A 25,931-nucleotide genomic window follows, 5' to 3' on the forward strand; every position below is an offset into this window, starting at 1 on the left:
AACTAATATAAAAAAAATAAAAAGGTAAATAATGCAAAGAGTAAAAGAGTTTATAGAAAAACAAATAATTGATTTAGAAGAGTTTGATTATAAAATTGAACAAGAAAATGAGTTTATATATGTTTTATTTTCACAAATACTAGGAAAAAAGATAGATAAAGAGTTAACATTCAAACTTTTTGATGATATTTTATTTTATCATTCATTAAATTATGGTTGGAAACCGCTTGAAAAAACTATAAATAATAGATATTTTTGGATTGACTTATTGTTTTAATAGTATTTTTTTAGAAAAAAATTGTAATATGTATTTTTTAAATAAGGAATAAACAAATGTCACTATTTTTTCTATTATTATTGAAAATATTCCCCTTATATATAAATATAATTTTGGGATATTTTTCAACAAAATTATTAGATGTTAAAAGAGAATCAATTGCAAGTATTTTGATTTATATTTTAGGGCCAATCGTTGTGTTCTCTGCCACACTTAGCGTTAAAATTGATATGTCAATACTTTTTCTCCCAGTGTTTTTTTATGTATTTTGTTCGGCTATTGCTTTTATCACATTATATGTATTTCGTAAAAGTTGGAGTGACCCAAGTGGAAATATATTGGCATTTAGTGCAGGTACTGGAAATACGGGATATTTTGGTATTCCTTTGGCAATTATATTTTTTCCACCTTATTTAGCAGATATTTATATTTTTACTGTTCTAGCTTCACTTTTATATGAAAGTACAACGGGATTTTATGTTACAGCAAAAGGAAACTTTACTGTAAAAGAGTCTTTTCATAAGATGTTGAAACTTCCTATTTTATATGCATTTATTTTAGGTGTAATCTTTAATCTGTTAGGAGTTGTAATACCTGAGGAAGTTAGTTCTTATACTGCACAGTTCAAAGGTGCATATGGAATTTTAGGAATGATGATGCTTGGTATGGGTTTAGTTGGATTGAAAAAAGGAAGTGATTTGGATGTAAAATTTATATCAATTAATTTTACAATGAAATTTATCTTTTGGCCGCTTGCAATTTTAGGTGTTATTTATTTAGATAGAAATTTCTATATGTTTTTGAATGAAGATTTATATAAAGTTATGTTTTTATTTGCAATTGTTCCTCTTGCTGGAAATACAGTAACCTTAGCAGTTTTATTAAATGCAAAACCAGAGAAAGCAAGTTTTACAGTACTATTAAGCACTATAGTTTCTATAATTTATATACCAATAGTTCTTGCTCTATATGGTGGATTTTAGCAATAAATCACCTAAAAATAAAGTTTAAGAAACTTTATTTTTAGGTGGAAGTGTATCAATATATTCTTCAATAGATTTTGCAACTCTTTTAGAAAAAGCAACAGCTTCTACAACTGTTCGGGCACCCGTAACTACATCTCCTGAAGCAAATACACCTTTTCTTGCAGTTACTCCATTTTCATCACTTTCTAAAAGACCATTTTCTCCAAGACTAAGACCTGTATTGTTTTTTACTATTAAGTCTCTTGCTGTTTGACTAATTGCAATTAATATTGAATCTGCTTCTTCAAAGGCAATAGAATTATCATCTTCTTTAGTATTTTCATATTTTATTCCAGTTTCACTAAACTCTAAAGGTGATTTAAAAAGATTAAATTTCACTCCATCTATTTTTGCATGTTCTATTTCTATCCTTTCAGCAGGCATATCTTCTTCACCTTTTCTATACATAATAGAAACTTCATGGGCACCATTTCTAATCGCAGTTCTAGCAACATCCATAGCAACATTTCCAGCTCCTACAACTATTACTTTTTCCCCTAAATCATACGCTTTTGGAGTTTTTAAATAATCTATTGCAAAATGAACATTTCCAAGACTTTCCCCTTTAATCCCTAGTTTTTTAGGTCGCCATACACCTGTTCCTATAAATACAGCATCAAAATCATCTCTAAACATATCATCAAGGGTGATATTTTTTCCTATCATAATATTTTTTCTAATTTTTACACCAATTTTTTTCAGTTTTTCTTCAATAGTATCAAGAATAGTTCTATCAAGTCTAAAATCAGGGATCCCATATCTTAAAACTCCACCAATTTTGTCATTTGCTTCGTACATAGTCATGTTATAACCTTTTAAGGCCATCATCATGGCTAAACTAATTCCAGCTGGACCAGAACCAATAATTGCAATATTTCTTCCATTTTGCTCTGGTTTTTCAAAGGCTCTATAATTCATATAATATGTTGAAATATAATTTTCAATTCCACCAACATTTACAGGAGTGTGTTTTTTATTTAATACACAATGTCCCTCACAATGTTTTTCATGGGGACAAACAAGTGAACAAATGATTGATAAAGGATTATTATCAAATACTTTTTGTCCTGCTTCTTTTATATCTCCACTTAAAAATAGTCTTATCATTTCTGCAATTGGTGTTCCCACTGGACAACCTATTTGACATTTTGGTTTTTTGCAGTCTAAACATGTTTGTGCTGAATTTATTATATGTTGCATTGTATTCTCTTTGAAAAATATTTATGCTCAAATTATAACAAATAAATTAAATTTTTAAATTAATTTAAATCAATAAGTTGCTTTTATATATACTTTCTATGTTTATTGAGTATAATGCGGAAATTTAATCTAATTTAATAATTAGAAGTTATAATTAAACTAACTATATTTGAAGGATTGTGATGTCGTTGATTAAAAAACTAATTTTGTTGTTAATATTTTTTATTGTTCTTAATATTTTCTCTATTTTTGAATTTGATTATAAGAGTTATTTATCAGATAACGAAAGTTTAAGTACATTAACAAGTAAAAATGATGAAAAAGATTTTCTAAATCAATTAAATGATTTCAAAAATAGAGTTTTTAGTTCATTTGCCGATGAAAAAAAAGAAGTGAAAGCACTTAATTTAGAACTAATTAAAAAAGATGGGCTTATTGAGATGAGTGGTTCATTTGCAAATGAAAATGATGCAAAAAAAATCGCAGATATTCTTAATATAAACCGTGAAGGTAACTTTCAATTTGATACACAAAGTCTTATTGAGGAGTCTTTATTAGATGATTTAGTTTTATTGGTAACTCCTTTAAAGGATTATTTTACAGATAATTCAAAATTAACTGTACTTAATAATCAAGTTTTTTTATCAGGAGAATTAATTAATCCAAGCTATAAAGATTTATTAGATTCAATTCTTTTAAGAGTTAAAGTTGATTTAAAAACTAATATTACTCTTCCAAAAGCTGAACTAACACATGCTGATAAAGTAATAAATAAAATGGAACAAGTACTTGATAGTAAAGTAATAAAAGATGAAAAAACAAATGCATCTGCTACTGATAATACTAAAGTTAAACCATCTTCTGCTGTATCTAATGAAGTTAAGAAAAAAGATATTCAATCAACAATTAATAAACTTTTATCAAGCAAAAAAATTAATTTTGAAAGAAGAAGTACAAAAATAACAGAAGATTCAAATATTGTTGTTAAAGAAATTGCAAAGATTTTACAAGATAATCCAAGTTTCAAAATTGAAATAGCAGGGCATACTGATTCAAGAGGAAGTGATTCTTTAAACAAGCAAATATCTCAAGATAGAGCTTCAAGTGTTCGTGATGTATTGATTTCACTAGGAATAGATAAAAACAGAGTTACGGCTATTGGTTATGGAGAAGAATTTCCAATTGCTCAAGATGATGAAAATGGTCTATCAGAGATTAATAGAAGAGTTGAATTTAATATTTTAGGAGAATAGTTTGATGTTTGAAATTGCTTCATTAATTGTAGTAAATTTAATTATTGCTGCAATTATTGGTTTTATTGCAGGATATTTAATTGGAAGGCCTAGAACTGCCAAAATTGATTCTATTGAGAATCCTAATGGTTCAAGTAATACTCAAGACAGTAAAGTAAAACCTGTAATTAACCCTGTTTTTCGTAAAAATGCACAGGTTGATTATAAGCCTTTAGTTTTAAGCTCTCCTAGATTAGTTGGTAAAGATAATTTACAAAAAATAAAAGGTATTGATGCTACTATAGAGAATAACCTAAATAATTTAGGTATTTATCATTTTGATCAAATATCTAAATGGTCAAATAAAAATTGTGATTGGATAGAAGAGTTTTTACATTTTCCAGGTTGTGCAAAAAACAATCAATGGATAGAGCAAGCAAAGATTTTACAATCAGGAAAAGAGACTATTTATAGTCAAAAAATAGAAAATGGTGAAATAGCAGATTAGTTATAATCTGCTTATTTCTTTTTAGTCTTTTATTCTTACCACATATCTTCCAACAGCTTTTCCTGCTAACAATAATGAATATGCATCTTTAACTTCATTTAACGTAATTTCATTAGTGATGCTATTTAATGTGCTTATCTTCCATTTACTAGCTATTTTTTCCCAAGCAGCTTGTTTTTTCTCTAATTTACATTCAACAGAATCAATTCCAATTAATCTTACTCCTCTTAATATAAAAGGGAATACATTTGTATTTAATTCATGAGATGATGTAAGACCACAACAAGTTGCTACTCCATCATATTTAATATATTTTAATGCATTTGCTAATACTTCTCCACCAACTGTATCAACAACACCTGCATATTTTTCACCCATCATTGGTTTTTTTGCTTCTTCATTAAATGTATCTCTTAATATTACTTCACTAGCACCAATTCTTTTTAAATAGTCAGTTTTTTCTTCTTTACCTGAAATGGCAACAACTGTAAATCCAATTTTACTTAAAATAGATACAGCAATAGATCCAACTCCACCTGTTGCTCCTGTCACTAAAATGCTTCCAGATTCTGGTCTAATGCCATTATCCATAAGTTCATTTACACTTAAGGCAGCTGTTAATCCAGCAGTTCCAAAAGTCATTATTTCTTTATCTGTGATTGCATCAGGTATTCTAGCTACCCAATCAGCAGGTATTTTTACAAATTCAGCATGTCCACCATTTGTATTCATTCCCATATCATAACCAGTTACTAAAACTCTTTCACCTACTTTAAATATTGAAGAAGTTGATTCATATACAGTTCCTGCAACATCAATTCCTGTAATATGTGGGAAGTTTCTAGTAACCCCTGGATTCCCAACTGAACTTAATGCGTCTTTATAATTTAATGAAGAGTAAGTTACTTTAATTACTATTTCATTTTCACCACATTTTGGAATAGCTACTTCTTTCACGTCTGCTGTAAATTCTTTATCACCAATTTTTTCTACTAAAAAAGCTTTCATGTATATCCTTTATTATTTACTTATGATAAAAGTTTAGCTAAAATACAAATAAAGTGCAAGAACTATCTTTTAAGAAAGGTACTGTCTAAAAAGATACTATGGAGTAAATAATGACTAAGAAAATAGATATAAAAGACAAAAATATGATAATAAAATGTCCTGTAGAAACTGCAATCGATGCACTTGCAGGAAAATGGAAGATTCTAATTTTATGGTATTTAAAAGATGAAAAGAAAAGATTTAATGAACTTCAAAAACTTCTTCCAAGAGCAACACAAAAGATGTTAATTCAGAAATTAAGAGAGTTAGAAGATGATGGTTTAGTTCATAGAGAAGTTTATCCTATTGTTCCACCAAAGGTTGAATATTCTCTTACAACTTATGGACAGAGTTTAAAACCTATTTTAAAACAATTATATATTTGGGGAGATATTCACAAAAAGAATAAAGCTATTTAATACTTTTTTCTTTTAAAATAAAATAAATTACCATATTAATCCCTGCGCTTGAAAGTATAGTAGCCATTACCATGATTTGATATCTAACAGCTATTAAAGGATCTACTCCTGATAATATTTGACCTGTCATCATTCCTGGTAGTGAAACTAATCCAACAGCTAACAAAGAGTTTATTTGAGGAATTAAAGCTGATTTAAAAGCTGTATTTCTTGCAATTTCAAAACTTTCATTTCTTGATATCTCTTTATCAAATCTCTCAATTGCAATTGATAATACATTCATAGAATTTGCAAGTATCATTCCTGCAATTGGTATTACATATTTAGGCTCATAAAATGTATCTAAATCTAAAATGAAATTTATAATTAATATTAGATGCAAAAAACTAGAAACACTTATAGCCAATGCAATTTTATAAAACTGTACCAATGACTTGTCTTGTGAATTTCTAAGACTAATCCAAGATGAAACTAACATCATAAATATTAATATAAATATACCAAGATATATATTTTTTTCATGAAAAAGATATATAAGTATATATCCTACTAATAAAAGCTGAACAATCATTCTTATTGTTGAATATAATATTTCAGTACTATTATTTGCCCATTTATTATAAAAATATCCAACTATTAACAGTGGTATTAATGAATAAAGTAAATTTACTAATGTGATTGTTTGCATAAAGTATTTTATCTAAATTTAACTAGTTTAATTTAAATTCTAAAGGTAAATTAAAATCTAAAAACTCTTTATTTATTGCTTTATCAAATACTTCAAACTCTTTGGTATCGTATAAAGCATTTAAAGCTGCCTTATCAAGTCTTTCTTTATTACTTGAGGATATCAGTCTAATATTTATGAATTTACCTGATTTGAGTACTCTAAAGCTAACTATCACATTTCCTTGTTCATGCAGCTTTTTTGATATAGTAGGATAGCTTTTATTTTTATTTATTTCTTCTCTTAATTTAGAAGCATATTTATCTATAAGCATATTTTCTTGATGATCTATTTTAGGAATTGGTTCTATAGTTTTTTGAGTACTTTGTTCAGTTGGAATTGTTTTTTTAATCTCTTTTACTTCTTCTATATTTTCAGAAGTTTTTTGTACAGTTTCTTTTATCACTTCTTTTACTTGAACTTTTTCTTTTTCAACTTTTTTTGGAGTTTCTTTTTTTATAGCTTTAATCTTTTCTGCAGGTTTTTGTATTTCTTCTTTTTTTATCTCTTTAATGATTTCTTTAACTATCTCTTTTTTTTCTTCAACAATTGGTTTTTCAATTTGCTTTTCTACTTCTACAATTTTCGTTAATTGAAATTGAATAATTGGATTACTTATATTTGGTAATGATGTGATTATTGGTGTATTTCTATAATAAAGAAAAAGTAAAATATGTAAGGATGTAACTACAAAAAAAGAAGCAAAAATTATAAATTTATTCATAAATTTATAATTTAACTTTTAAGTAAATCTTTTAGACTATCTTTTGGATTTTTCCCTAGAAGTACAAGATTTACTTCATTTGCAATGGGAGTATATATTTCATATTTTCTAGAAAGATTTTGAATAGCAACAGAAGTTTGAACACCCTCTGCTACTTCACCTAATTCTTCTAAAATATCTTCTAATTTCTTATCTTGTGATAATCCAAGCCCTACTCTAAAGTTTCTACTCATAGTAGAATTAGCTGTTAAAAATAAATCTCCAGCGCCACTTAGTCCTAAAAATGATGATTTTTTAGCTTTAAAAACTTTTCCAAATCTTTGCATTTCCACTAAACCACGAGCTATTAATGAAGCTTGAGCATTTTTCCCAAGATTTAAACCTTCGCAAATTCCACTTGCAATTGCTAGTACATTTTTATATGCACCTGCAACTTCTGCACCTATTACATCAGAACTATAATAAGTTTTAATAAAATTTGGGAAAAAAGGTTCGAACTTTTTATAAAGTTTTTTTGAACTAGAATTTATAACTAAAGCACATGGAAGTCCTTTTATAACCTCAGCTGCAAATGAAGGTCCTGAAATAAATCCAATATTTTTTTCAGGCACAAAAGGTGCATAAATTTCATTTAAAAATTCACCACTAGATGCTTCAATACCTTTTGAGGCTACTAATATCTTTTGTCCATTAAAAACAAAATTTTCTTTTAACCAAGCTCTAATTTCTTGAGCTGGTATTGCAATTACTAGATATTCACATTCCAATGCAGTTTGTAAATCAACAAAGTTTTTTACATCTCTAGGTGTTCTTGATGTTATAAAAACCTCTTGTTTTTGACTAAGTGCAAAATGAAGAGCACTTCCCCATTTACCTGCACCTATAACTGCAATAGAATTTTTTCTCATATTATGATAATCTTTGTTTCAATAAATCATTAACTTTAGCAGGATTAGCAGTACCTTTTGATTCTTTCATTGTTTGACCAACAAAGAATCCCATTAGTTTTTCTTTACCTGATTTATATTCTGCTACTTTTTCTTCATTTGCTGCAAGAATTGTATCAATAATAGCTAATAATGCACCATCATCACTTACTTGTTTAAGTCCTAGTTTTTCAATTGCTTCATCAACATTAGTTGCTTCATTTTCAAATAAATAATCAAGTACTTCTTTAGCTGCTTTTCCTGAAATTGTATCATCTTCAATTCTTTTTACTATTGTTGCTAATGTAATTGCATCAATAATTGAATCTTCGATTAAAGCACCCTCTTTTAATCTTGCTAATAGTTCAACAGTTAACCAAGTTACAGCATTTTTAGCATTAATTCCTTGAGTCATCATTTCATCAAAATATTTAGCCATTTCTAAAGATGCAGTTATTACAGAAGCATCATATTCTTTTAGTCCAAACTCTTTTACAAATCTTTCTTTTTTCTCATCTGGTAATTCTGGAATTACTGAATATTTAGCCAACATTTCATCTGTAATAATTACAGGTAAAAGGTCTGGATCTGGGAAATATCTATAATCAGCGGCATCTTCCTTACCTCTCATAGATCTAGTTTCTCCAGTATTTGGATCAAATAATCTTGTTTCTTGAACTATTTCTTTCGAGTGAACTCCATCTTCCCATGCTTCAATGTGTCTATTTACTTCATATGCAATTGCTTTTTCTATAAACTTAAATGAGTTCATATTTTTGATTTCACATCTTGTATAAAGATTTGTATCACCTTTTGGTCTAATAGAAACATTTACGTCACATCTAAAAGATCCTTCTTGCATATTAGCATCACTAATCCCTAAGTATCTTACAATAGAGTGTAGTTTTTTAAGATATAAAATAGCTTCTTCTGCACTTCTCATATCTGGTTCTGAAACGATTTCTAAAAGTGGAGTTCCTGCTCTATTTAAATCTACTTGAGAAACAGATCCTGAGTGGATGCTTTTCCCTGCATCATTTTCTAAGTGAGCACGTGTAACACCTATAACTTTTTGTCTACCATCAGCAAAATCAATAATAAGTTCACCAAGACCAACTACAGGAACTTCAAATTGTGATATTTGATAACCTGATGGTAAATCTGGATAAAAATAATTCTTTCTATTAAATACAGATTTTTGATTTATTTTTGCTTTTAATGCAGTTCCAAGCATGATTGCTTTGTGAACAGCTTCTTTATTTAGTGAAGGAAGTGCTCCTGGTAATCCTAAGCAAGTTGGACATACATTTGTATTTGGTTCTTCACCAAAACTTGTTGCACAAGAGCAAAAAAGCTTACTATTTGTATTTAACTGTGTATGTACTTCTAACCCTATAATTACTTCAAACATATTTTCTATTCCCTTTATCTTACTATTTTAATATCAGCTGTAAGTTTTTGTTTCTCAAAGTGATCTTTTAAATATTTTTTTTCTCTTGTACTCATAATATCATTAAAGATTTTTGCTTTTACACTTTCGTAAGAAAGTGGTGCAGAACCTTGTTTTTTTACAATAAATAATGCCATATATTGTTTATTTGCAGTGAAAATTGGAGTAAAAGTATTTTCTTTTGTCTCATTTAATAAATACTGCATTTGACCTTGTAATTTATCAATAGTTAATGTTATTGGTTCTCTTGTAACTTCAGTAGATATAACCAATGGATTTTTGATTGTGCTAATTAAAGCAGCTTTGTCTTTTGATGCATATTGAACAACCTCATAATTACTTGCAGCTAAAAATTGATTTTTATTTTTTTCATAATAAAGTTTCATATCTTCTTCTGTTGCAATTGTTAATTGACCTTTTACAATTTTTTGAACAAGTTTTTGTCTTATTACAGCATTTTTTGCTTCATTTTCAAAAACTTCATAATCTGGATATTTTTGTTTAACTACTGATTTGAATGTATAAACATCCATACCATTTGAACTAGCAAGTTTTTCCGTATAATCATTTATATCGAAAACATCTGCTGTAATATTATTTTCTTGAACCAATTGATCATAAAGAATCTTGTCAATTAAATAGCTTACCGCTTCATTTTTGCTTATATTATTTACCGACATAGTTTTGTCTATATCATAAAGAGTTATTGGCTCATCATTTACAATTATTGCTATACCATTTACCATTGCAGCGAATGATATTCCTGAACTCACAAGTAGTGATAAAAAAAGTTTGTACATTATTATTCCCTCTTTCATAAAACAGACATTTTACCAAAAAAATAGTAAATATCTGTTTTGATTGAAAAAAGATTATAAATTTTTAGATTTTGTTACTTTATTAACTAGATAAAAGATTGAATTATAATCAAGACCTGATTCATCACTTAATCCAATTTCACAAGTTTTAGATGTAGAAAATGCCATTTTAGCACCACTTGTTTGCTCTTTTAGATATCTAAGTGCTGATTTATTTAATTCAGGAAAATTAAACCCTCTATCTCCTGCAAAACCACAACATTTTACATCTGCTGGAATTATTACATTTGTTGAGCAAAGTTTTGCTAAAGAGTTAAATTTATCTTCTAATCCCATTTTTCTTGAACTACAAGTTGTATGAATTGTAATTGGTTCTTCAATTGCTGTAAATTCTAACTCTTTCGTTAAAAATTCTAAAGCAAATTCAATTGGTTCATAAATATTTAATTTATGTGAAAAACTTTCAAGCATTTTTTTAGTACAAGGACTTGTATCGCATAAAATTGGATATTCACCAAATTCACTTACATGTAATAATGCATCTTCCAATTGAGCTGATTTTGTATGTGCAGCATCATTAAAGCCTTTTGATGAAAATGGCATACCACAACATAAGTTTGGAAGGTTTTGTGGGAATAAAATTTGGTAACCAGCTTTTTGTAATAGTTCTACTGTTACATCAAATAATTGTTTCTCCTCTTGTGATGCATCATTTAATCCCATACTTCTTGTTATACATGAAGGGAAATAAACTACTTTTTTATTACTAACCTTTTGTTCAAAATTAATATTAATACTTGTAGCTTTTGGCATAGTAATACTCCATTTAGGAAGAGTATTTCTACTTAGGTCTCTGAATGTTTTAGTAACCGTTTCCATACTAGGTGTTCCTAAAACTTTGTGAATAAAGTTTGCAGAATGAAGACCAATTCTTACACCTTTTAAAGTTGCTGAAAAATTATTTGCAACAAAATTTGCAATTGATTTAGATGTATCTGAAATTTGCTCCGCTCTTAAGTGTTTAGTTAAGTTTCCTGTATCAATTTTAACAGGACAAGCAGATGAACATAAACTACATGTTGCGCATGTTTCTATTCCATCATATTGATATAAATCTTTGTACTCTTTTGCTTCTTTATGCTCTCCAATACTTTCAAGTCTTGAGATTTCTCTATTTACAACAATTCTTTGTCTTGGTGTTAATGAAAGTTCATTTGATGGACATGTAGGTTCACAAAAACCACATTCAATACATTTATCAACTATTTCATTTGTTGCAGGAAGTGTTTTTAAGTTTTTCAAGTGGGCTTGTGCATCATCATTTATAATAACACCTGGATTTAACAATCCTTTAGGGTCAAATAAATTTTTTATTTTCTTCATCATCATATAAGCATCATAACCCCACTCAACTTCAATAAATGCAGCCATGTTTCTACCTGTTCCATGTTCTGCTTTTAGGCTCCCTTGGTATTTAACTGCAACACTATGAACTACATCATTCATAAAGTCATCATATCTTTTTACTTCTTTGGGATCTGAAAAATCTTGTGTAAATACAAAGTGGAAGTTACCTTCAAGTGCATGCCCAAAAATCAAAGCTTCACTGTAATTATGTTTTTTAAATAATTCTTGTAATTCTAATGTAGCTTCAGCTAAACACTCAATAGGATAAGCAACATCTTCAATTATAACTGTAGTTCCAGTTTCTCTCACAGCTCCAACTGCTGGAAATAGACCTTTTCTTATTTTCCAATAAAGAGTATATTCTGCAACATTTTTTGTAAAATAAATATCTCTAACAACTGAAAATTCACTTAATAATTCTTCTATCTGAGCAGTTTGAATATCAAGTTGCTCATCACTTATAGCTCTTGTTTCAATTAAAAGTGCAGTTACCTTCTCATCAAAATCTTTAATAAAAACTGGCATTGCTGGATCATTCTCAATACTTGCAAGTCCTGCTCTATCCATTAACTCAACTGCTTCTACATTAATTGTTTTTGCTTCTTTTGCAAGTTTTAATTTAGTAACTGCTGAACATGCTTCTTTAATATCTTTAAAATAAATAAGAGTACTAGCCTTATCTTTTAAATCTTCAACTGTGTAGTATGTGATTTCTTCAATAAAGGCTAAGGTTCCTTCGCTTCCAATGATTAAATGTTCTAATATTTCAAACTCATCATCAAAATCAATTAAAGAATTTAATGAGTAACCACATGTATTTTTAATTTTATATTTTCTTTCTATTTTTGCTCTTAATTCCTCATTTGCTTTTGTATCATCTGAAAATGATTTTAAATTTTTTAAAAATTCACCATGTGTTTTTCTAAATGAGTCTTTACTTTTTTCACATGAAGTATCAAGTTTTGTTCCATCAGAAAATATTAGTTTCATTGATTTTAAAGTTTTATACGAGTTTTGTGAAATCCCACAACACATTCCAGATGCATTATTTGCAGCAATCCCACCTATCATAGCAGCATTTATAGAAGCTGGATCTGGACCTATTTTTTTTGAATATCTTGCAAGTAATCCATTTACTTGAGCACCTGTAAGTGCTGGTTCTAATGAAATATAACTAACATCACTAGCAATTTTGAAATTAGAGAAATTTCTTGAAGTAATTATTAAAATAGAATCACTAATAGCTTGTCCAGAAAGAGAAGTTCCCCCTGCCCTAAAAGTTATGCTTAAATTCATAGAGTTTGATAATTCTATAATATCTTGAACTTCTTTTGCATTGTCAGTTTTAATTACAATTTTTGGAATCAATCTATAAAAAGATGCATCTGTTCCATAAGCTAAAGTATGTAGCTTGTCTGTGAAAATTTTTTCTTTTGGGATTTTATGAATTATTTGATCATAAAAATCTTGATATTTTGCTTCTAACATTTTTTATCCTTTTTTATATATATATTTTTTTGATTATGAAAAAAATATTTATCATTCAAGGCGTGGTACGGTATAGATTCTTTGTTGAGAGTCGTAAATAAAAGCAAACATTTTATCTTTTATTTTAAAAACAATATTAGAGAGTAATTTTAAAAAGTTTTTATTTTGCATTTTTGCTTCTTAATTAAATAAAGTTAAGAAGCTTTTGCCCCTTAACTTTTTGTTTACATACTTGAACTAATTCCAAATATTTCTGGATAAAATACAAGCAATAATAATACTGCTACTTGTATAAATATAAATGGTAAAACACCTTTATAAATTTCAACAGTTCTAACACTATCTGGAACAACACCTTTTAGGTAAAAAAGTGCAAACCCAAATGGTGGGGTTAAGAATGAAGTTTGTAAATTCATTGCAATTAATATTGCAAACCAAACTGGATTTATATCTAAGTTCATTGCAATTGGAACTAAAATAGGAACAATAATATATGAAATCTCAACGAAGTCAATAAAGAATCCTAAAATAAATATTGCTAACATTGTAAATAATATAAATGCAATTTTTTCATCACCTGGTAAATTCATCATAAAGTGTTCAACAATTTCATCTCCACCAGTATAAGTAAATACCATTGAGAATGCTGTTGCACCAATTAAAATACCAAATACCATTGAAGTTACTTTTACAGATTCAAAAGCTGCTTCTTTTACCATGTCCAGTGAAAATGATCTATAAGCAACAGCTAATAATACAGCACCCAAACACCCAATTGCTGAAGATTCAGTTGGTGTAGCAATTCCAGCAAAAATCGAACCTAATACAAATAATATCAGTGTTAATGACGGAATAATATCTATTAATGCTTTAATTACTTGTTTCATTTTTGAACCACGAGAAGGATCTTTTGGAATTGCAGGTGCCATATCTTTTTTAAAATATGAAACAATTAAAATAAATATAATATAAGCTGCAACTAATCCAAGTCCAGGCCAAACAGCAGCTGAAAATAAATCACCGACAGGAACTCTAAATACATCTCCTAAGATAATTAATACAATTGATGGAGGAATTATTTGACCAAGTGTTCCAGATGCACAAATAGTTCCACATGCAAGTGGAGTATTATATTTGTATTTCATCATAACAGGTAATGAAATAACACCCATTGCAACAACTGATGCACCAACAACTCCAGTAGAAGCTGCTAATAATGTACCAACTAAAACAGTTGAAATAGCAACTCCACCTCTGATTTCACCAAATAAGAATCCCATAGATTCTAAAAGTTTTTCAGCAAGTCCTGTTTTTTGTAAAATAATACCCATGAAAATAAACATTGGTATTGCCATTAAAACAGTATTTTCCATAATTGACATAATTCTATATGGCATAAAGTCAAACATAGAAAGACCTTCACTTATTCCTTCTGTTAAACCTTCAATTAAACCATCATCAAAACCAATCTCTACAATTCCTGCAATTACACCAAATAATAAAGATACTGCTGCAAAAGTAAATGCTACTGGAAAACCATAAAGTAGCATTACTAATGAAGCAAAAAACATAATTATACCAATCATTTGTTTTCTCCTTTATCATCTATGTCAACAACATGATGTTTATGTTTATTTAATTCATTTTTAAGATTTTCAATTTCACCTTTTAAATTATATTCAGTTGATCCATGAAGACCTTTATATATATTTAGATTTTTTATAAAAAATCCAATAGTTGTGATGATAAGTAAAAAGAATGATAATGGAATTAATGATTTTACAATCCATCTATATGGAAGACCACCTGGATCGCCACTTTGCTCATTTGAATTAAAAGATTCAACAACATAAGGAATTGATTCAATTCCTATTAAAAGTGCAACTGGAAGTATAAATAGAATTGCTCCAATCATATTAACTCTAGCTTTTTTCTTTTCAGTCAATCTATCATAGATTAAATCCACTCTTACGTGACCATCTTCTTTTAGTGTGTATGATATTCCTAATAGAATAACCACAGAAAATAAGTGCCACTCCATCTCTTGCATTGCAATACTACCTGTATTAAAAAAGTATCTCATAACAACGTCATAAGTTACATTTAAAATCATTAGTACTAATACAAATGCAGTTAGATAACCAATTGCATCAGCAAATTTATCAAAACCACGTTCTAGTTTTAACAGCATAATAATCCTTTTGAAATCATAGATAAGTTAAATAAATATAAATTAGTTTATACATTTATTAAACTTATTATATCTATTTTATTTTTAGAAGCTAACTCTCTTAGAAAGAGAGTTAGAGTTTTTTATAAATTGTCTTTTAAGTATAAGAAATCAGACATTTCTGTCCATTTTCTTGCTTGTTTTTGGTAAGCTTCTTGAGATTCTAATACTTCTTTTACTATTGGAGATTCTTTTTTAACCTCTTCTAATAAGTCTGCATTAGCTTTTTTCATAGCATCCATAACATCTTTAGGGAAAGTTTTAACTTTGATATCTGGGAATTCAGTTAACATTGTTGACCAAGCTTTAGCACTCATGTCATAGTTTTGAATATACATATCATAAGCTGATACTCTCATTGCTGTTAATAGAATTTGTTGATAATCTTTTGGTAATTTTTCAAATGATTTTTCATTTACTAAAAACTGTAATTCAGTTGCTGGTTCATGCCAACCTGTGTAATAGTAAGGTGCAATTTTATGGAATCCCATACTGATGTCCATACCTGGGCCAACCCATTCTAAAGCATCGATAGTTCCTCTTTCAAGTGAAGTATATAATTCACCTGGAGCTATATTTGTAACAGATAATCCAAGTTTTGCCATAACTTCACCAGCAAAACCAGGAACTCTCATTTTTAAACCTTGTAAATCAGCAACAGTATTGATTTCTTTTCTAAACCAACCACCCATTTGATTTCCTGTGTTTCCACCTGGGAATGATAAAACACCATGCTTTGCATATGCTTTTTTCATTAATTCCATTCCACCACCATAGTAGAACCATGCATATTGTTCAGGTGTAGTCATACCAAATGGCATTGTTGTAAATGGAAGAGTATCAATATCTTTACCTTTCCAGTAATATGATGCAGAGTGACCCATTTCATATTGACCACCTTTAACCATATCTAAAATACCAAGGGCAGCTTTATGCTTATTTGCAGCATCAACTCTAATTGTAAATTTACCATCAGACATAGTTTCAACTAAGCTTGCCATATTTGTTGGAGCATCAATAAATGGAGTTAAAGTTGAACCCCAAGTAGTAGCTAATTTCCATTTAACTTTATCAGCAGCACTTGCAGCTGTAGTAATACCTGCGATTAAAGCAGTAGTAACAAGTAGTTTTGTAGTAGTTTTTAACATTTCATTTCTCCTTAGATTTGTTATTTTAAATTCTAACTATAAGAAATGATATTGATATGATATTTTTCTTCAATAAATCAAATTCAAGTTAGTTTTTTACTTGACATATTTTTATCATTATTTTTAATTAAAATTTAAAAACTATATTATTAAGGTTTAAAATGAAAAGAGTGATTATTATTGGATCTAGTTATGCAGGGCTTTATGCAGTTAAAAGATTTTCAAAGTATAAAAATATTGAAGTTATATTATTTGATAAAAATGATTATCATTATATACAAGTAGAATCTTATGGTTTTGTATCAACATCTTATAGTATGTCTGATGTTACTATAAATATAAATAAATATATAAATAGTTTAAATAAAAATATCAAATTTCATAAAGAAAAAGTAGATTCTTTTGACTCAAATTTAAAAGAAATTACAACATCTAATAATATGAAATATTCTTATGATTATTTAATAATGGCAACTGGATCTCTTACTAACTTTCCAATTCAAGTTCCAAATATACAAAAGTATTCAGTAGGAATTAAAACTCTTCAAAGTGCTACTAAGGTTGAACAAACTTTCAATTCTCTTATTACTAATAAAAAATATCAAAAAGTTAGTCAAAATAATAAATTTAATATTGTAATTGGTGGAGCTGGTCTTTCAGGGGTTGAAATAGCAGCAGATATGGCAGCACATATTAAAGACAAATTTCCTGATACACAAGATAATACTTTAAAAATAAATATAATTATTGTTGATGGTATGCAAACTGTTTTACCAAATATGGATGATAGATTGGTTAGTGCTTGTAAAAAAAGATTGGATGAATTAAATATCAAAACATATTTAGGATCATTTATAAAAGATGTAGATGAAAATAAAATTTATTTAGCAAATGATACTATTATTGACTATGATTATTTTATCTTCTCAGGGGGAATAAAAGCAGTTAATATTGAATCGAATAAGAATTATGAAATTAATAAATTAAATCAATATATTGTAAATAATAATTTAAAGTTAAAAGGTGAAAAAGATATTTTTGTTATTGGAGATGCAGCAGAAATAATATCAAATAATAAATATGTACCTCCAACTGCACAACTTGCAATTCAATGTGGTGAATATGTATCAACTTATATTCATAATGAATTATCATATAAATACACAGAAGAGTTTACTGCGAAATCAAATGGTGTTTTAATCTCTTTAGGTGGTAATTATGCAATAGGATTAGTTTATAATAAATTTTTTGTAGAAGGTTATTTTGCTCATTTAATAAAAAAATTTGTTACGTATAGTCATAAATTGAAATTTATTTAATTTCTCATTTCTTGCCATAAGTTTGTCATTTTATATATATATACTAATTTAATTTAAAAGAAATAGGAGAAGGTTAATGACTACTAAACTTATAGTTGATAATATTGCAATTGAAGATATTAAAGAAGGAATGGAAGCTAGTTATTCTCAAACAATAACTGATGCTGATGTAAAAACTTTTGCTGGAATGTCAGGTGATCATAATCCTGTTCATGTAAATGATGAATATGCTGCAAATTCAAGATGGGAAAGAAGAATAGCTCATGGTATGATTTCAGCATCATTTTTTTCAGGATTAATGGGAACAAAATTACCAGGAATTGGATGTGTTTGGGTTTCTCAAACTTTGAAATTTTTAAAACCTGTATATATTGGTGATACTGTTACTGCAAAAGTTATTGTAAGAGATATTGATTTAGAAAGAAGAAGAGTTTTCTTACGAACAGTATGTAGTGTAAAAGGTGAAATTGTAATTGATGGAGAAGCGGAAGCTTTTGTTCCTAGAACATAATTTACCTATCTTTTAAGAAACTAATATAGCTATAAAATATCAAATTTTATAGCTTCTTCCTTTAAAATTTTCAGCTTAAAAACTTTTTTTTATTCTATTTAATACCACACATTATTAATTCAAAAATTAGTATATTTTATTGCTATTAATAGTATTCAATATCATTAAAATGTCATCTTTTATAAATATACTTTTTTAAATTAATAAGGAGAGAAAAGATGAGTATTAATTTAAAAATTAAAGTAAAAAGGAACAAGTATGCAGTTTAAAAAGAGATCTGAAGGTGCAGAACAACCTCATTGGCCATTAGGTCCATTTAAAATACGACTTCCATTTGTTCATTATCGTTGGGAATTACCTGAAATGATGCAGGGGTTCTTTATGTTTGTTGTTGGTTTAGCAATGATTCCATTATTGGAAAAATATCTTGGTATGCCATATGAAGCTGCATTGGCATTTTGTTTTATTGCAGGTATTGGATATATGTTACCAGCACTACTTGGTGTTCCATTAGTTCCAGGTTGGATTACTCCAGCAATTCCTGTCGTATTACTTTATTTAAAAGGTTTTGAACCAGGTCCTGAGGCTATTAAAGCAATGTTTGCTTTACAGATTGAAGTAACATTAATTTTCTTATTCTTAGGGATTACAAGACTTGGATCTAAATTAGTTGATTCAATACCAAATTCATTAAAATCTGGTGTAATTATTGGGGCAGGAATAGCTGCATTAATGGGTGAATTAAAAGTTGGTGGTCGTATTGATATTACTCCAATTTCAATTATTATAGGTTCTTTAGTTTCAGCATATGTATTATTTTCATTATCATTTAAAAATGTTATTAAAAATAATGCTTTTGCAAAACAAATAGCAAATTTTGGTTTGGTATCAGGAATGATTATAGCTATGATTGTTGGATGGAGTGTTGGTGAATATAGTTTACCTGATATTAAATTTGGAATTACACAACCTGATTTTTCTTTAATGTGGAATTATTTGATATTTTCTACAGGTTTACCTTCTTGGGATATATTTTTATTAGCTATTCCTACAGCGTTAATTGCTTATGTAATTGCTTTTGGAGATATTATTATTGGCTTTACATTAGTTAAAAGAGCTGATGATATTCGTACAGATGAAGTAATTGAAGAAAATGTTGATAGAGTTCATTTAGTTACAGCTCTTAGAAATGCATTACATTCTTTATTTGCACCATGGCCTGGACTTGCTGGACCTTTATGGACAGCTGCTCATGCTACATTAGCAGAACGTTATGCAATGGGAAGAAAATCAATGGACTCTATTTATAGTGGTGGAGGAACATTTTGGATAAGTGGGATGTTAGCTTTATTTATGTTGCCTTTAGTGACATTTTTTAAGCCAGTATTACCAATAGCTTTATCTCTTACCTTGATTCTTACTGCATATATTTGCATTTTAGTTGGTGTAGAACAACTTAAAAATTCAACTGAAAGAGGTGTTGCTGGAATTGTTGCAATTACTTTATCTATGCCAGATCCTAAATCAACTTTGTATGCAGTTGCTATTGGATTAGTATTGTATTTCTTACTTGAAAGACCAAAACTATTAGGTAAACATGATGAAAGTAGTATCCTTTCTGGTGAAGATCAAGAGTCATCTATCCCTAATAAATCATAGTTATTTATTATGTCTAAAAAATAATCAGCCCTAAACTAGGGTTGATTGTACAGTAATCTAATAGTAAAAAAATCATTTTATTTACCTTCTAATGTATTATTAAGTTATTATTTATTCTTCAATATATTTAATATTTCTTCTTTCTAATATCATTAAATTGTCATTTTTTCTAAATATACTGCTTTATATTAAATTAATCAAGGAGAATAATTATGAATTTTGAATTAAGTGAAGATCACAAGGTTTTAACAGACAGTCTTAAAGATTTTGTTGATAATGAGATAAAACCTATTGCTATGGAAATTGATGAAAATCATGAGATACCAATGTCATTAATTACACAAATGAGTGAATTAGGATTTATGGGTACATATATTCCTGAGGAGTATGGTGGTGCTGGAATGGATTACTTCTCTTATATTTTAACTGTTGAAGAAGTTTCAAAAGCTTGCGCTTCATCTGGCGTATTAATAGCTGCTCATACTTCTTTATGTTGTGGACCAATCTTAACTTATGGAACAGAAGAACAAAAGAAAAAATTTCTTCCTGCACTTGCACGTGGAGAAAAAATTGGTTGTTTTTTACAAACAGAACCAAATGCTGGAAGTGATGTTGTTAATATTGATACTAAATATGTTGAAAAAGATGATTGTTATGTAATAACTGGTTCTAAAATATTTATTACAAATGGTGCATATAAAGGTACAGGTATTGTAATTGCTACAAAAGATAAATCATTAGGACATAAAGGTTTATCTGCATTTATAGTTGATTTATCAACTCCTGGTGTTGAAGTATTAAAAAATGAAGTAAAAATGGGTATTAGAGGAAGTTATACAACAGCCTTTGGTCTTGATGGCGTAGTTGTTCCAAAAGAAAACTTATTAGCAAATGAAGGTGACGGTTTTAAAATAGCAATGGAAACTCTAAATGCTGGAAGAATCAGTGTTGGAGCTCAAGCTTTAGGTATCGCTGAAGGTGCTTTTGAAAGATCAGTTGATTATACTCAAGAGAGAAAACAATTTGGGAAACCACTTGCAGCTTTCCAAGCAGTATCAATGAAATTAGCAGAAATGAAAGTTAGAATTGAACAAAGTAAAATGTTAATTTATAGAGCTGCTTGGTTAAAAGAAAATCACAAACCATATATTATGGAATCAGCGATGGCAAAACTTTCAGCTTCTGAAACAGCTACTTTTGTAACAAAAGACGCTATTCAGGTTCATGGTGGATATGGATTTATTTGTGAATATGAAGTTGAAAGAATGTATAGGGATGCAAAAATTACAGAGATTTATGAAGGTACTAGTGAAATTCAAAGAGTTATCATAGGTAAGATGCTGATTAAATAAATCTTTTTAGGAGTAAAAGTATTTTACTCCTAGATTATTAGAGATTTGATTTTAGATTTATGTGGAGAGTATTATGGAAATATCTAGAGAAATATATTGGAATGTTGGAAATAGTTTAACAACAATTGCACTTATGTACTTCTTTACTTTTTTAGCTATGGGATACGTTGTATATCTTTTTTACAAAAGATATAAAGTATATCAATTAGGGAAACCTTTAAATAGAACAGATAATCTTGCTGAAAGAATTAAATATATGCTAACTAATATGGCAGGACAGATTAAAGTTAGAAGAAGAAGTCGTCCTGGTATTGCACATAGTATATTCTTTTGGTCATTTACTATTTTGTTTATAGGGACATTTTTAGTTTTCGTTCAAGCTGATATTACAGATTTATTTTTTGATTATGTATTTTTAAAAGGTGACTTTTACAAAGCATATTCATTTTCTTTAGATATTGCAGGTTTAGTTGGAATTATTATGTTAGGTGGGTTATTCATAAGAAGATTTGTGTTTAAACCTAAAAGTTTAGTAACTTCGAAAGAGGATACTATTATTCATGTTCTTTTATTTGCAATTCTTATTACAGGATTTTTAATTGAAGGTGTAAGAATGGCCGCTACTGAATTAAAAACTAATCCTGAATGGATGATTTTTTCACCAGTTGGTATGGTTATCGCAAATATGCTTTCACAAGTTAGTGATAATGTTCTTCTTCTTTCTCATAAAATAATCTGGTGGGTACACCTATTTATAGTTTTAGCTTTTTTTATTGTAATACCAGTTACAAAATTAAGACATATGTTTACAATAACAGCTAATTATGTATTTAAAGATAATGGACCTACGGGAAAACTTGTAACTTTGAATATGGAAGACGAAACTATAGAAAGTTTTGGTGTTTCAAAAGTAACAGATTTTACATGGAAAGATATATTTGATGCAGATGCTTGTATTAATTGTAGTCGTTGTCAAGATATTTGTCCAGCTAATGCAACAGGAAAACCATTATCTCCAATGAGTGTAATAAATAGAATTGGAAATGCTGCATTTAATGACCCAAGTATAAATTTAATTGATGATATTGGACGAGATTCTATTTGGTCTTGTACAACTTGTAGAGCTTGTGAAGATATTTGTCCTGCGAATAATGAACATGTAAATAAAATTATTGATTTTAGAAGAAATCTTGTTCTTATGGAAGGTGAGTTTGCAGGTGATGAGGTTATGCAAGCTATGGATAATGTTGAGGTAAATGGTAACCCAATGGGATTAGCAATGGCTTCAAGAGGAGATTGGGCAATAGGACTTGATGTAGTTATCATGAGTGATACTTATGAAATAGTGAAAAATCCTGTTGATGTTCTTTATTATGTTGGATGTTATGCTTCTTTTGATGCAAGAAATCAAAAAATTGCAAAGAACTTTGTTGAAATATGTAATGTCTCAGGAATCAAAGTTGGTATTTTAGGAAAAGAAGAAAAATGTTGTGGAGAGCCTATTCGTAAGATGGGGAATGAATATTTATATCAAGAATTAGCAAAAGAAAATATTGAGAATTTAGGAAAATATAATGTTCTTAAAATTGTAACAACATGTCCACACTGTTTTAATACACTAAACAAAGATTATAGAGATTTAGGGTTTGAAACACAAGTTGAACACTATACTGTTTTCCTTGATAGATTGGAAAAAGAGAATCGAATTCCAATGAAAGAAGAAGCATTTGATTGTACATATCATGATTCTTGTTATTTAGTAAGACACAATGATATAGATGATCAACCAAGATCTCTTTTAAATGCAGCGGGTGCAAATATTATAGAAATGGATAAGAGTAGAAAAAACACTTCTTGTTGTGGTGCTGGAGGAGGAAGAATTCTTGCAGAAGAACATCTTGGAACTAAGATAAATATTGCAAGGGTTAATATGGCTCAAGAAACAGGAGCCCCTACTTTGATTTCAAATTGTCCATTCTGTCTTACAATGTTTGAAGATGGGATAAAAATGGCTGATTGTGAAGATAGCTTAGTAGTAAAAGATTTATCAGAAATAATTGTTGAAAGACTTAAAAAATCGTAAAAGGATAAAAATATGAAAGTACTTGTATGTATTAAACAAGTTCCAGATATGGAATCAAAATTTAAAATAAATGCTAATGGAACTTGGTTTGATGAAAATGATTTAGCATATCGTATAAATGAGTACGATGAGTATGCAATTGAGCAAGCAGTTCAATTAAAAGAGCAGTTAAATAATGTAGATATTACAGTTCTAAGTGTTGGACCAGCAAGAGTAAAAGAGGCTTTAAAAAAAGCACTAGCAATGGGTTGTGATGATGCTGTTCATATTGAAGATGAGCAATCTTCTTTAAAAGAGCCTTTTCAAATTGCAAATTTGATAGCTGATTTTGCTAAAGATAAAGGCTTTGATATTGTGTTTACTGGTATGCAGTCTCAAGATAGAGGTTCAGGACAAGTTGGAATTATCCTTTCAGAATTATTAAATATGTCTTGTGTTTCGACAATTGCAGAATTTGAATATAAAGATGGAATCACTGTTAAAAGAGAACTTGAAGGTGGTTTAAAATCAATTGTAAAAGTTTCAACACCAGTTGTTTTAACTTGTCAATTAGGATTAAATACTCCTAGATACCCAACTTTGCCAAATATTATGAAAGCTAAGAAAAAAGAGTTACTTACAATTGCATCTACAGAACTTTTTGCAGTTGATAGTTCTTATGAAACAGTTAATTTTTACCACCCACAAAAAAGTGGAGGAAGCCTTATTTTAGAAGGTTCCGTATCAGAACTTGTTGATAAATTAATCGTAATATTAAAAGAAAAGACTTCGGTTCTTTAAGAAAGGAAATAATCATGAAATTATTATTAGTTGGAGAATATCGAGAAAAGAAGTTATTAAATGTAACTTATGATTTAGTTGGCATTGCAAATAAATTAGGAGCTGATAAAGTGATGGTTGCCTCAGGTTATGAATCTGATTTACCAAAATTTGATGGAAAACTATATTTAGCTAATGCAAATGATGTTGGAGAATATAATCCAAACATACATAAACAAATGATTTTAGATGTAGTTGAAAAAGAGAATCCAGATGTAATTGTATTTATTCACTCTTCTTTTGGTTGGGATTTAGCTCCAAGAGTTGCAACTGCTTTAAAAGCTGCCCAATTTACAGAAGTAATTGATTTTAAAGATGGTTCTTTTATAGTTCCTTCTTGTAATTCAAAATTAAGAAGAGAACTAAAATCAAAAACTAATAAAACTGTAATAACAATTCAGGCTGGTGCATTTGCATTTTCAGATGAATCAACTGCTTCACCTATTGTAGAAAAGATAACTCCTTCAAATACATCAAATGTAGAATTTGTAAGTTATGAAGAAGCTGAAGCAAAAGGGCTTGATCTAACAAAGGCAGATATTATCGTTACTGCTGGTAGAGGTGTTGGTAAAAAGGACAATATTCCTATTATTCAAGCATTAGCTACAAAACTAGGTGGAGAATTAGGTGCAAGTCGTCCAGTTGCAGATAATGCATGGGTTGACCATAGCCATCAAGTTGGGACTACTGGACAAACAGTATCTCCAAAATTATATATAGCTTGTGGAGTTTCAGGAGCGATCCAACATCTTGCAGGTATGAAAAAATCTGAGTTTATAGTTGCTATAAATACAGATAAAGATGCACCAATTGGTGAAATAGCTGATGTTTTAATAGTTGCAGATGTACTTCAATTTGTACCTGCTTTAACTAATAAATTATAAGAATTTTAATAAAAGGTTGATACTTTGGATAAAGATTTTTGGAATGAGAGATGGGAAAAAGAGGAAATAGCTTTTCATATGAATGAAGTTAATCCTATGCTTATAAAACATTTTTCAGAGTTATCTTTAGAAAAACAAAAAAGAATCTTTATTCCTTTATGTGGAAAAACATTAGATATTGAGTGGTTATTGGCTAGAAACTACAAAATTATTGGGGTTGAATTAAATGAATTAGCTGTTAAAAGTCTATTTATTGAATTAAAAATAGAACCAACAATTTTAAAAACAAGTGACTTTATAATTTATAAACATGAAAATATAGAAGTATTAGTAGGAGATTTTTTCAATCTATCTAAAAGTCTTTTGGGAAAGGTTGATTTAATTTATGATAGAGCAGCTCTTGTTGCTCTACCTAAAGATATGAGAAAAAAATATTCAGCGCACTTATTAAATATTACAAGTGGTGTTTCTCAACTACTACTAACTTATGAATATGATCAAAATACAATGAAAGGTCCACCTTTTTGTGTGGATAGCCTTGAAGTAGAAGAATATTATTTTGATATTTATTCATTAGTTTTACTTGAAAAAAATGAAAACCTTCCAAGTGGATTAAAAAGAAAATCAAATGGATGTGAAAAAGTTTGGCTATTAAAAAAAAATAAAAAAGTTTAAAAG

At 28.6% G+C, this 25,931-nt stretch carries 24 protein-coding genes; 13 read left to right on the forward strand and 11 right to left on the reverse strand.

What is annotated here, in order from left to right; genetic code table 11:
- Positions 1–31: 31 nt before the first annotated feature.
- Together AACT_RS00380 and AACT_RS00385 are read left to right on the forward strand one after the other, a co-directional pair.
- Positions 32–277, forward strand: a complete 246-nt coding sequence (locus AACT_RS00380; protein ID WP_172123897.1) for a hypothetical protein — start codon at positions 32–34, stop codon at positions 275–277.
- A 56-nt stretch (positions 278–333) separates the two neighbouring features.
- Positions 334–1,260 (forward strand): AEC family transporter, encoded by a 927-nt coding sequence (locus tag AACT_RS00385; protein ID WP_172123899.1) that lies wholly within the window; start codon positions 334–336, stop codon positions 1,258–1,260.
- A 24-nt stretch (positions 1,261–1,284) separates the two neighbouring features.
- Here the strand turns inward: AACT_RS00385 and AACT_RS00390 are convergent, their stop codons facing one another.
- Positions 1,285–2,502, reverse strand: coding sequence for an NAD(P)-dependent oxidoreductase (locus AACT_RS00390; RefSeq protein WP_172123901.1), 1,218 nt, complete (start codon positions 2,500–2,502; stop codon positions 1,285–1,287).
- A 182-nt stretch (positions 2,503–2,684) separates the two neighbouring features.
- On the opposite strand from AACT_RS00390, the gene AACT_RS00395 reads away from it, so the two are divergent.
- Positions 2,685–3,755, forward strand: coding sequence for an OmpA family protein (locus tag AACT_RS00395; RefSeq protein WP_172123903.1), 1,071 nt, complete (start codon positions 2,685–2,687; stop codon positions 3,753–3,755).
- Between the two features lie 4 nt (positions 3,756–3,759).
- Complete coding sequence (locus AACT_RS00400) at positions 3,760–4,242, forward strand: hypothetical protein (RefSeq protein ID WP_216658208.1); 483 nt, start codon at positions 3,760–3,762, stop codon at positions 4,240–4,242.
- 21 nt (positions 4,243–4,263) lie between these two features.
- On the opposite strand, the gene AACT_RS00405 is transcribed toward AACT_RS00400, so the two are convergent.
- Positions 4,264–5,250 (reverse strand): YhdH/YhfP family quinone oxidoreductase, encoded by a 987-nt coding sequence (locus tag AACT_RS00405; protein WP_172123907.1) that lies wholly within the window; start codon positions 5,248–5,250, stop codon positions 4,264–4,266.
- A 110-nt stretch (positions 5,251–5,360) separates the two neighbouring features.
- Between AACT_RS00405 and AACT_RS00410 the strand changes: the two genes are divergently transcribed.
- The gene (locus AACT_RS00410; protein ID WP_172123909.1) at positions 5,361–5,708 is read left to right on the forward strand and encodes a winged helix-turn-helix transcriptional regulator; all 348 of its coding nucleotides are present in this window, start codon (positions 5,361–5,363) and stop codon (positions 5,706–5,708) included.
- Here the strand turns inward: AACT_RS00410 and AACT_RS00415 are convergent.
- The 9 genes from AACT_RS00415 to AACT_RS00455 form a co-directional block, all read right to left on the reverse strand.
- A complete protein-coding gene (locus tag AACT_RS00415) occupies positions 5,701–6,396 on the reverse strand; it encodes an ABC transporter permease (protein ID WP_172123911.1) in 696 nt (231 codons plus the stop codon). The genes AACT_RS00410 and AACT_RS00415 overlap by 8 nt on opposite strands.
- Positions 6,397–6,418: 22 nt before the next feature.
- Entirely contained in the window at positions 6,419–7,159 is a 741-nt protein-coding gene (locus AACT_RS00420; RefSeq protein WP_172123913.1) for an energy transducer TonB, read from the reverse strand.
- 11 nt (positions 7,160–7,170) lie between these two features.
- Entirely contained in the window at positions 7,171–8,067 is an 897-nt protein-coding gene (locus AACT_RS00425) for an NAD(P)H-dependent glycerol-3-phosphate dehydrogenase (RefSeq protein ID WP_172123915.1), read from the reverse strand.
- Between the two features lies 1 nt (position 8,068).
- Positions 8,069–9,496: an Asp-tRNA(Asn)/Glu-tRNA(Gln) amidotransferase subunit GatB gene (gene gatB / locus AACT_RS00430; protein ID WP_237682643.1), complete on the reverse strand. Its 1,428-nt coding sequence runs from the start codon at positions 9,494–9,496 to the stop codon at positions 8,069–8,071.
- A 14-nt stretch (positions 9,497–9,510) separates the two neighbouring features.
- Complete coding sequence (locus tag AACT_RS00435; protein WP_172123917.1) at positions 9,511–10,335, reverse strand: peptidylprolyl isomerase; 825 nt, start codon at positions 10,333–10,335, stop codon at positions 9,511–9,513.
- A 72-nt stretch (positions 10,336–10,407) separates the two neighbouring features.
- The gene (locus AACT_RS00440) at positions 10,408–13,248 is read right to left on the reverse strand and encodes an FAD-binding and (Fe-S)-binding domain-containing protein (protein WP_172123919.1); all 2,841 of its coding nucleotides are present in this window, start codon (positions 13,246–13,248) and stop codon (positions 10,408–10,410) included.
- A gap of 224 nt (positions 13,249–13,472) precedes the next feature.
- Positions 13,473–14,834: a TRAP transporter large permease gene (locus AACT_RS00445; RefSeq protein ID WP_172123921.1), complete on the reverse strand. Its 1,362-nt coding sequence runs from the start codon at positions 14,832–14,834 to the stop codon at positions 13,473–13,475.
- Positions 14,831–15,439, reverse strand: a complete 609-nt coding sequence (locus AACT_RS00450) for a TRAP transporter small permease subunit (RefSeq protein ID WP_172123923.1) — start codon at positions 15,437–15,439, stop codon at positions 14,831–14,833. Before AACT_RS00450 ends, AACT_RS00445 begins: the two co-directional genes overlap by 4 nt.
- Before the next feature lie 122 nt (positions 15,440–15,561).
- Positions 15,562–16,626 carry a TRAP transporter substrate-binding protein gene (locus tag AACT_RS00455; RefSeq protein ID WP_172123925.1) on the reverse strand — a complete coding sequence of 355 codons (1,065 nt, stop codon included), beginning with the start codon at positions 16,624–16,626 and terminating at the stop codon, positions 15,562–15,564.
- A 161-nt stretch (positions 16,627–16,787) separates the two neighbouring features.
- On the opposite strand from AACT_RS00455, the gene AACT_RS00460 reads away from it, so the two are divergent.
- From AACT_RS00460 to tmpT, 8 genes are all read left to right on the forward strand, one after another.
- Complete coding sequence (locus AACT_RS00460; protein ID WP_172123927.1) at positions 16,788–17,945, forward strand: NAD(P)/FAD-dependent oxidoreductase; 1,158 nt, start codon at positions 16,788–16,790, stop codon at positions 17,943–17,945.
- Positions 17,946–18,021: 76 nt separating this feature from the next.
- Positions 18,022–18,456, forward strand: a complete 435-nt coding sequence (locus AACT_RS00465; RefSeq protein WP_172123929.1) for a MaoC family dehydratase — start codon at positions 18,022–18,024, stop codon at positions 18,454–18,456.
- 258 nt (positions 18,457–18,714) lie between these two features.
- The gene (locus AACT_RS00470; RefSeq protein WP_172123931.1) at positions 18,715–20,115 is read left to right on the forward strand and encodes a solute carrier family 23 protein; all 1,401 of its coding nucleotides are present in this window, start codon (positions 18,715–18,717) and stop codon (positions 20,113–20,115) included.
- 212 nt (positions 20,116–20,327) lie between these two features.
- Positions 20,328–21,467 carry an acyl-CoA dehydrogenase family protein gene (locus AACT_RS00475; protein ID WP_172123933.1) on the forward strand — a complete coding sequence of 380 codons (1,140 nt, stop codon included), beginning with the start codon at positions 20,328–20,330 and terminating at the stop codon, positions 21,465–21,467.
- Positions 21,468–21,540: 73 nt separating this feature from the next.
- The gene (locus AACT_RS00480) at positions 21,541–23,550 is read left to right on the forward strand and encodes a heterodisulfide reductase-related iron-sulfur binding cluster (RefSeq protein WP_172123935.1); all 2,010 of its coding nucleotides are present in this window, start codon (positions 21,541–21,543) and stop codon (positions 23,548–23,550) included.
- 12 nt (positions 23,551–23,562) lie between these two features.
- Positions 23,563–24,330, forward strand: a complete 768-nt coding sequence (locus AACT_RS00485; protein WP_172123937.1) for an electron transfer flavoprotein subunit beta/FixA family protein — start codon at positions 23,563–23,565, stop codon at positions 24,328–24,330.
- Positions 24,331–24,344: 14 nt separating this feature from the next.
- Entirely contained in the window at positions 24,345–25,253 is a 909-nt protein-coding gene (locus AACT_RS00490; RefSeq protein WP_172123939.1) for an electron transfer flavoprotein subunit alpha/FixB family protein, read from the forward strand.
- A gap of 24 nt (positions 25,254–25,277) precedes the next feature.
- Positions 25,278–25,928, forward strand: coding sequence for a thiopurine S-methyltransferase (gene tmpT / locus AACT_RS00495; RefSeq protein WP_172123941.1), 651 nt, complete (start codon positions 25,278–25,280; stop codon positions 25,926–25,928).
- The last annotated feature ends 3 nt before the right edge of the window (positions 25,929–25,931 follow it).

This window comes from Arcobacter acticola, from assembly GCF_013177675.1.
GTDB lineage: Bacteria > Campylobacterota > Campylobacteria > Campylobacterales > Arcobacteraceae > Aliarcobacter > Aliarcobacter acticola.

Bases quoted from the DNA above. Each gene is read 5' to 3' on its own strand.
- AACT_RS00410 (WP_172123909.1), top strand. From the start codon at position 5,361: ATGACTAAGAAAATAGATATAAAAGACAAAAATATGATAATAAAATGT.
- AACT_RS00435 (WP_172123917.1), bottom strand. From the start codon at position 10,335: ATGTACAAACTTTTTTTATCACTACTTGTGAGTTCAGGAATATCATTC.
- AACT_RS00470 (WP_172123931.1), top strand. From the start codon at position 18,715: ATGCAGTTTAAAAAGAGATCTGAAGGTGCAGAACAACCTCATTGGCCA.
- AACT_RS00440 (WP_172123919.1), bottom strand. From the start codon at position 13,248: ATGTTAGAAGCAAAATATCAAGATTTTTATGATCAAATAATTCATAAA.
- AACT_RS00450 (WP_172123923.1), bottom strand. From the start codon at position 15,439: ATGCTGTTAAAACTAGAACGTGGTTTTGATAAATTTGCTGATGCAATT.
- AACT_RS00390 (WP_172123901.1), bottom strand. From the start codon at position 2,502: ATGCAACATATAATAAATTCAGCACAAACATGTTTAGACTGCAAAAAA.
- AACT_RS00455 (WP_172123925.1), bottom strand. From the start codon at position 16,626: ATGTTAAAAACTACTACAAAACTACTTGTTACTACTGCTTTAATCGCA.
- AACT_RS00480 (WP_172123935.1), top strand. From the start codon at position 21,541: ATGGAAATATCTAGAGAAATATATTGGAATGTTGGAAATAGTTTAACA.
- AACT_RS00380 (WP_172123897.1), top strand. From the start codon at position 32: ATGCAAAGAGTAAAAGAGTTTATAGAAAAACAAATAATTGATTTAGAA.
- AACT_RS00465 (WP_172123929.1), top strand. From the start codon at position 18,022: ATGACTACTAAACTTATAGTTGATAATATTGCAATTGAAGATATTAAA.
- AACT_RS00425 (WP_172123915.1), bottom strand. From the start codon at position 8,067: ATGAGAAAAAATTCTATTGCAGTTATAGGTGCAGGTAAATGGGGAAGT.
- AACT_RS00475 (WP_172123933.1), top strand. From the start codon at position 20,328: ATGAATTTTGAATTAAGTGAAGATCACAAGGTTTTAACAGACAGTCTT.
- AACT_RS00460 (WP_172123927.1), top strand. From the start codon at position 16,788: ATGAAAAGAGTGATTATTATTGGATCTAGTTATGCAGGGCTTTATGCA.
- AACT_RS00445 (WP_172123921.1), bottom strand. From the start codon at position 14,834: ATGATTGGTATAATTATGTTTTTTGCTTCATTAGTAATGCTACTTTAT.
- AACT_RS00420 (WP_172123913.1), bottom strand. From the start codon at position 7,159: ATGAATAAATTTATAATTTTTGCTTCTTTTTTTGTAGTTACATCCTTA.
- AACT_RS00405 (WP_172123907.1), bottom strand. From the start codon at position 5,250: ATGAAAGCTTTTTTAGTAGAAAAAATTGGTGATAAAGAATTTACAGCA.
- AACT_RS00385 (WP_172123899.1), top strand. From the start codon at position 334: ATGTCACTATTTTTTCTATTATTATTGAAAATATTCCCCTTATATATA.
- AACT_RS00400 (WP_216658208.1), top strand. From the start codon at position 3,760: ATGTTTGAAATTGCTTCATTAATTGTAGTAAATTTAATTATTGCTGCA.
- AACT_RS00415 (WP_172123911.1), bottom strand. From the start codon at position 6,396: ATGCAAACAATCACATTAGTAAATTTACTTTATTCATTAATACCACTG.
- AACT_RS00485 (WP_172123937.1), top strand. From the start codon at position 23,563: ATGAAAGTACTTGTATGTATTAAACAAGTTCCAGATATGGAATCAAAA.
- gatB (WP_237682643.1), bottom strand. From the start codon at position 9,496: ATGTTTGAAGTAATTATAGGGTTAGAAGTACATACACAGTTAAATACA.
- AACT_RS00395 (WP_172123903.1), top strand. From the start codon at position 2,685: ATGTCGTTGATTAAAAAACTAATTTTGTTGTTAATATTTTTTATTGTT.
- AACT_RS00490 (WP_172123939.1), top strand. From the start codon at position 24,345: ATGAAATTATTATTAGTTGGAGAATATCGAGAAAAGAAGTTATTAAAT.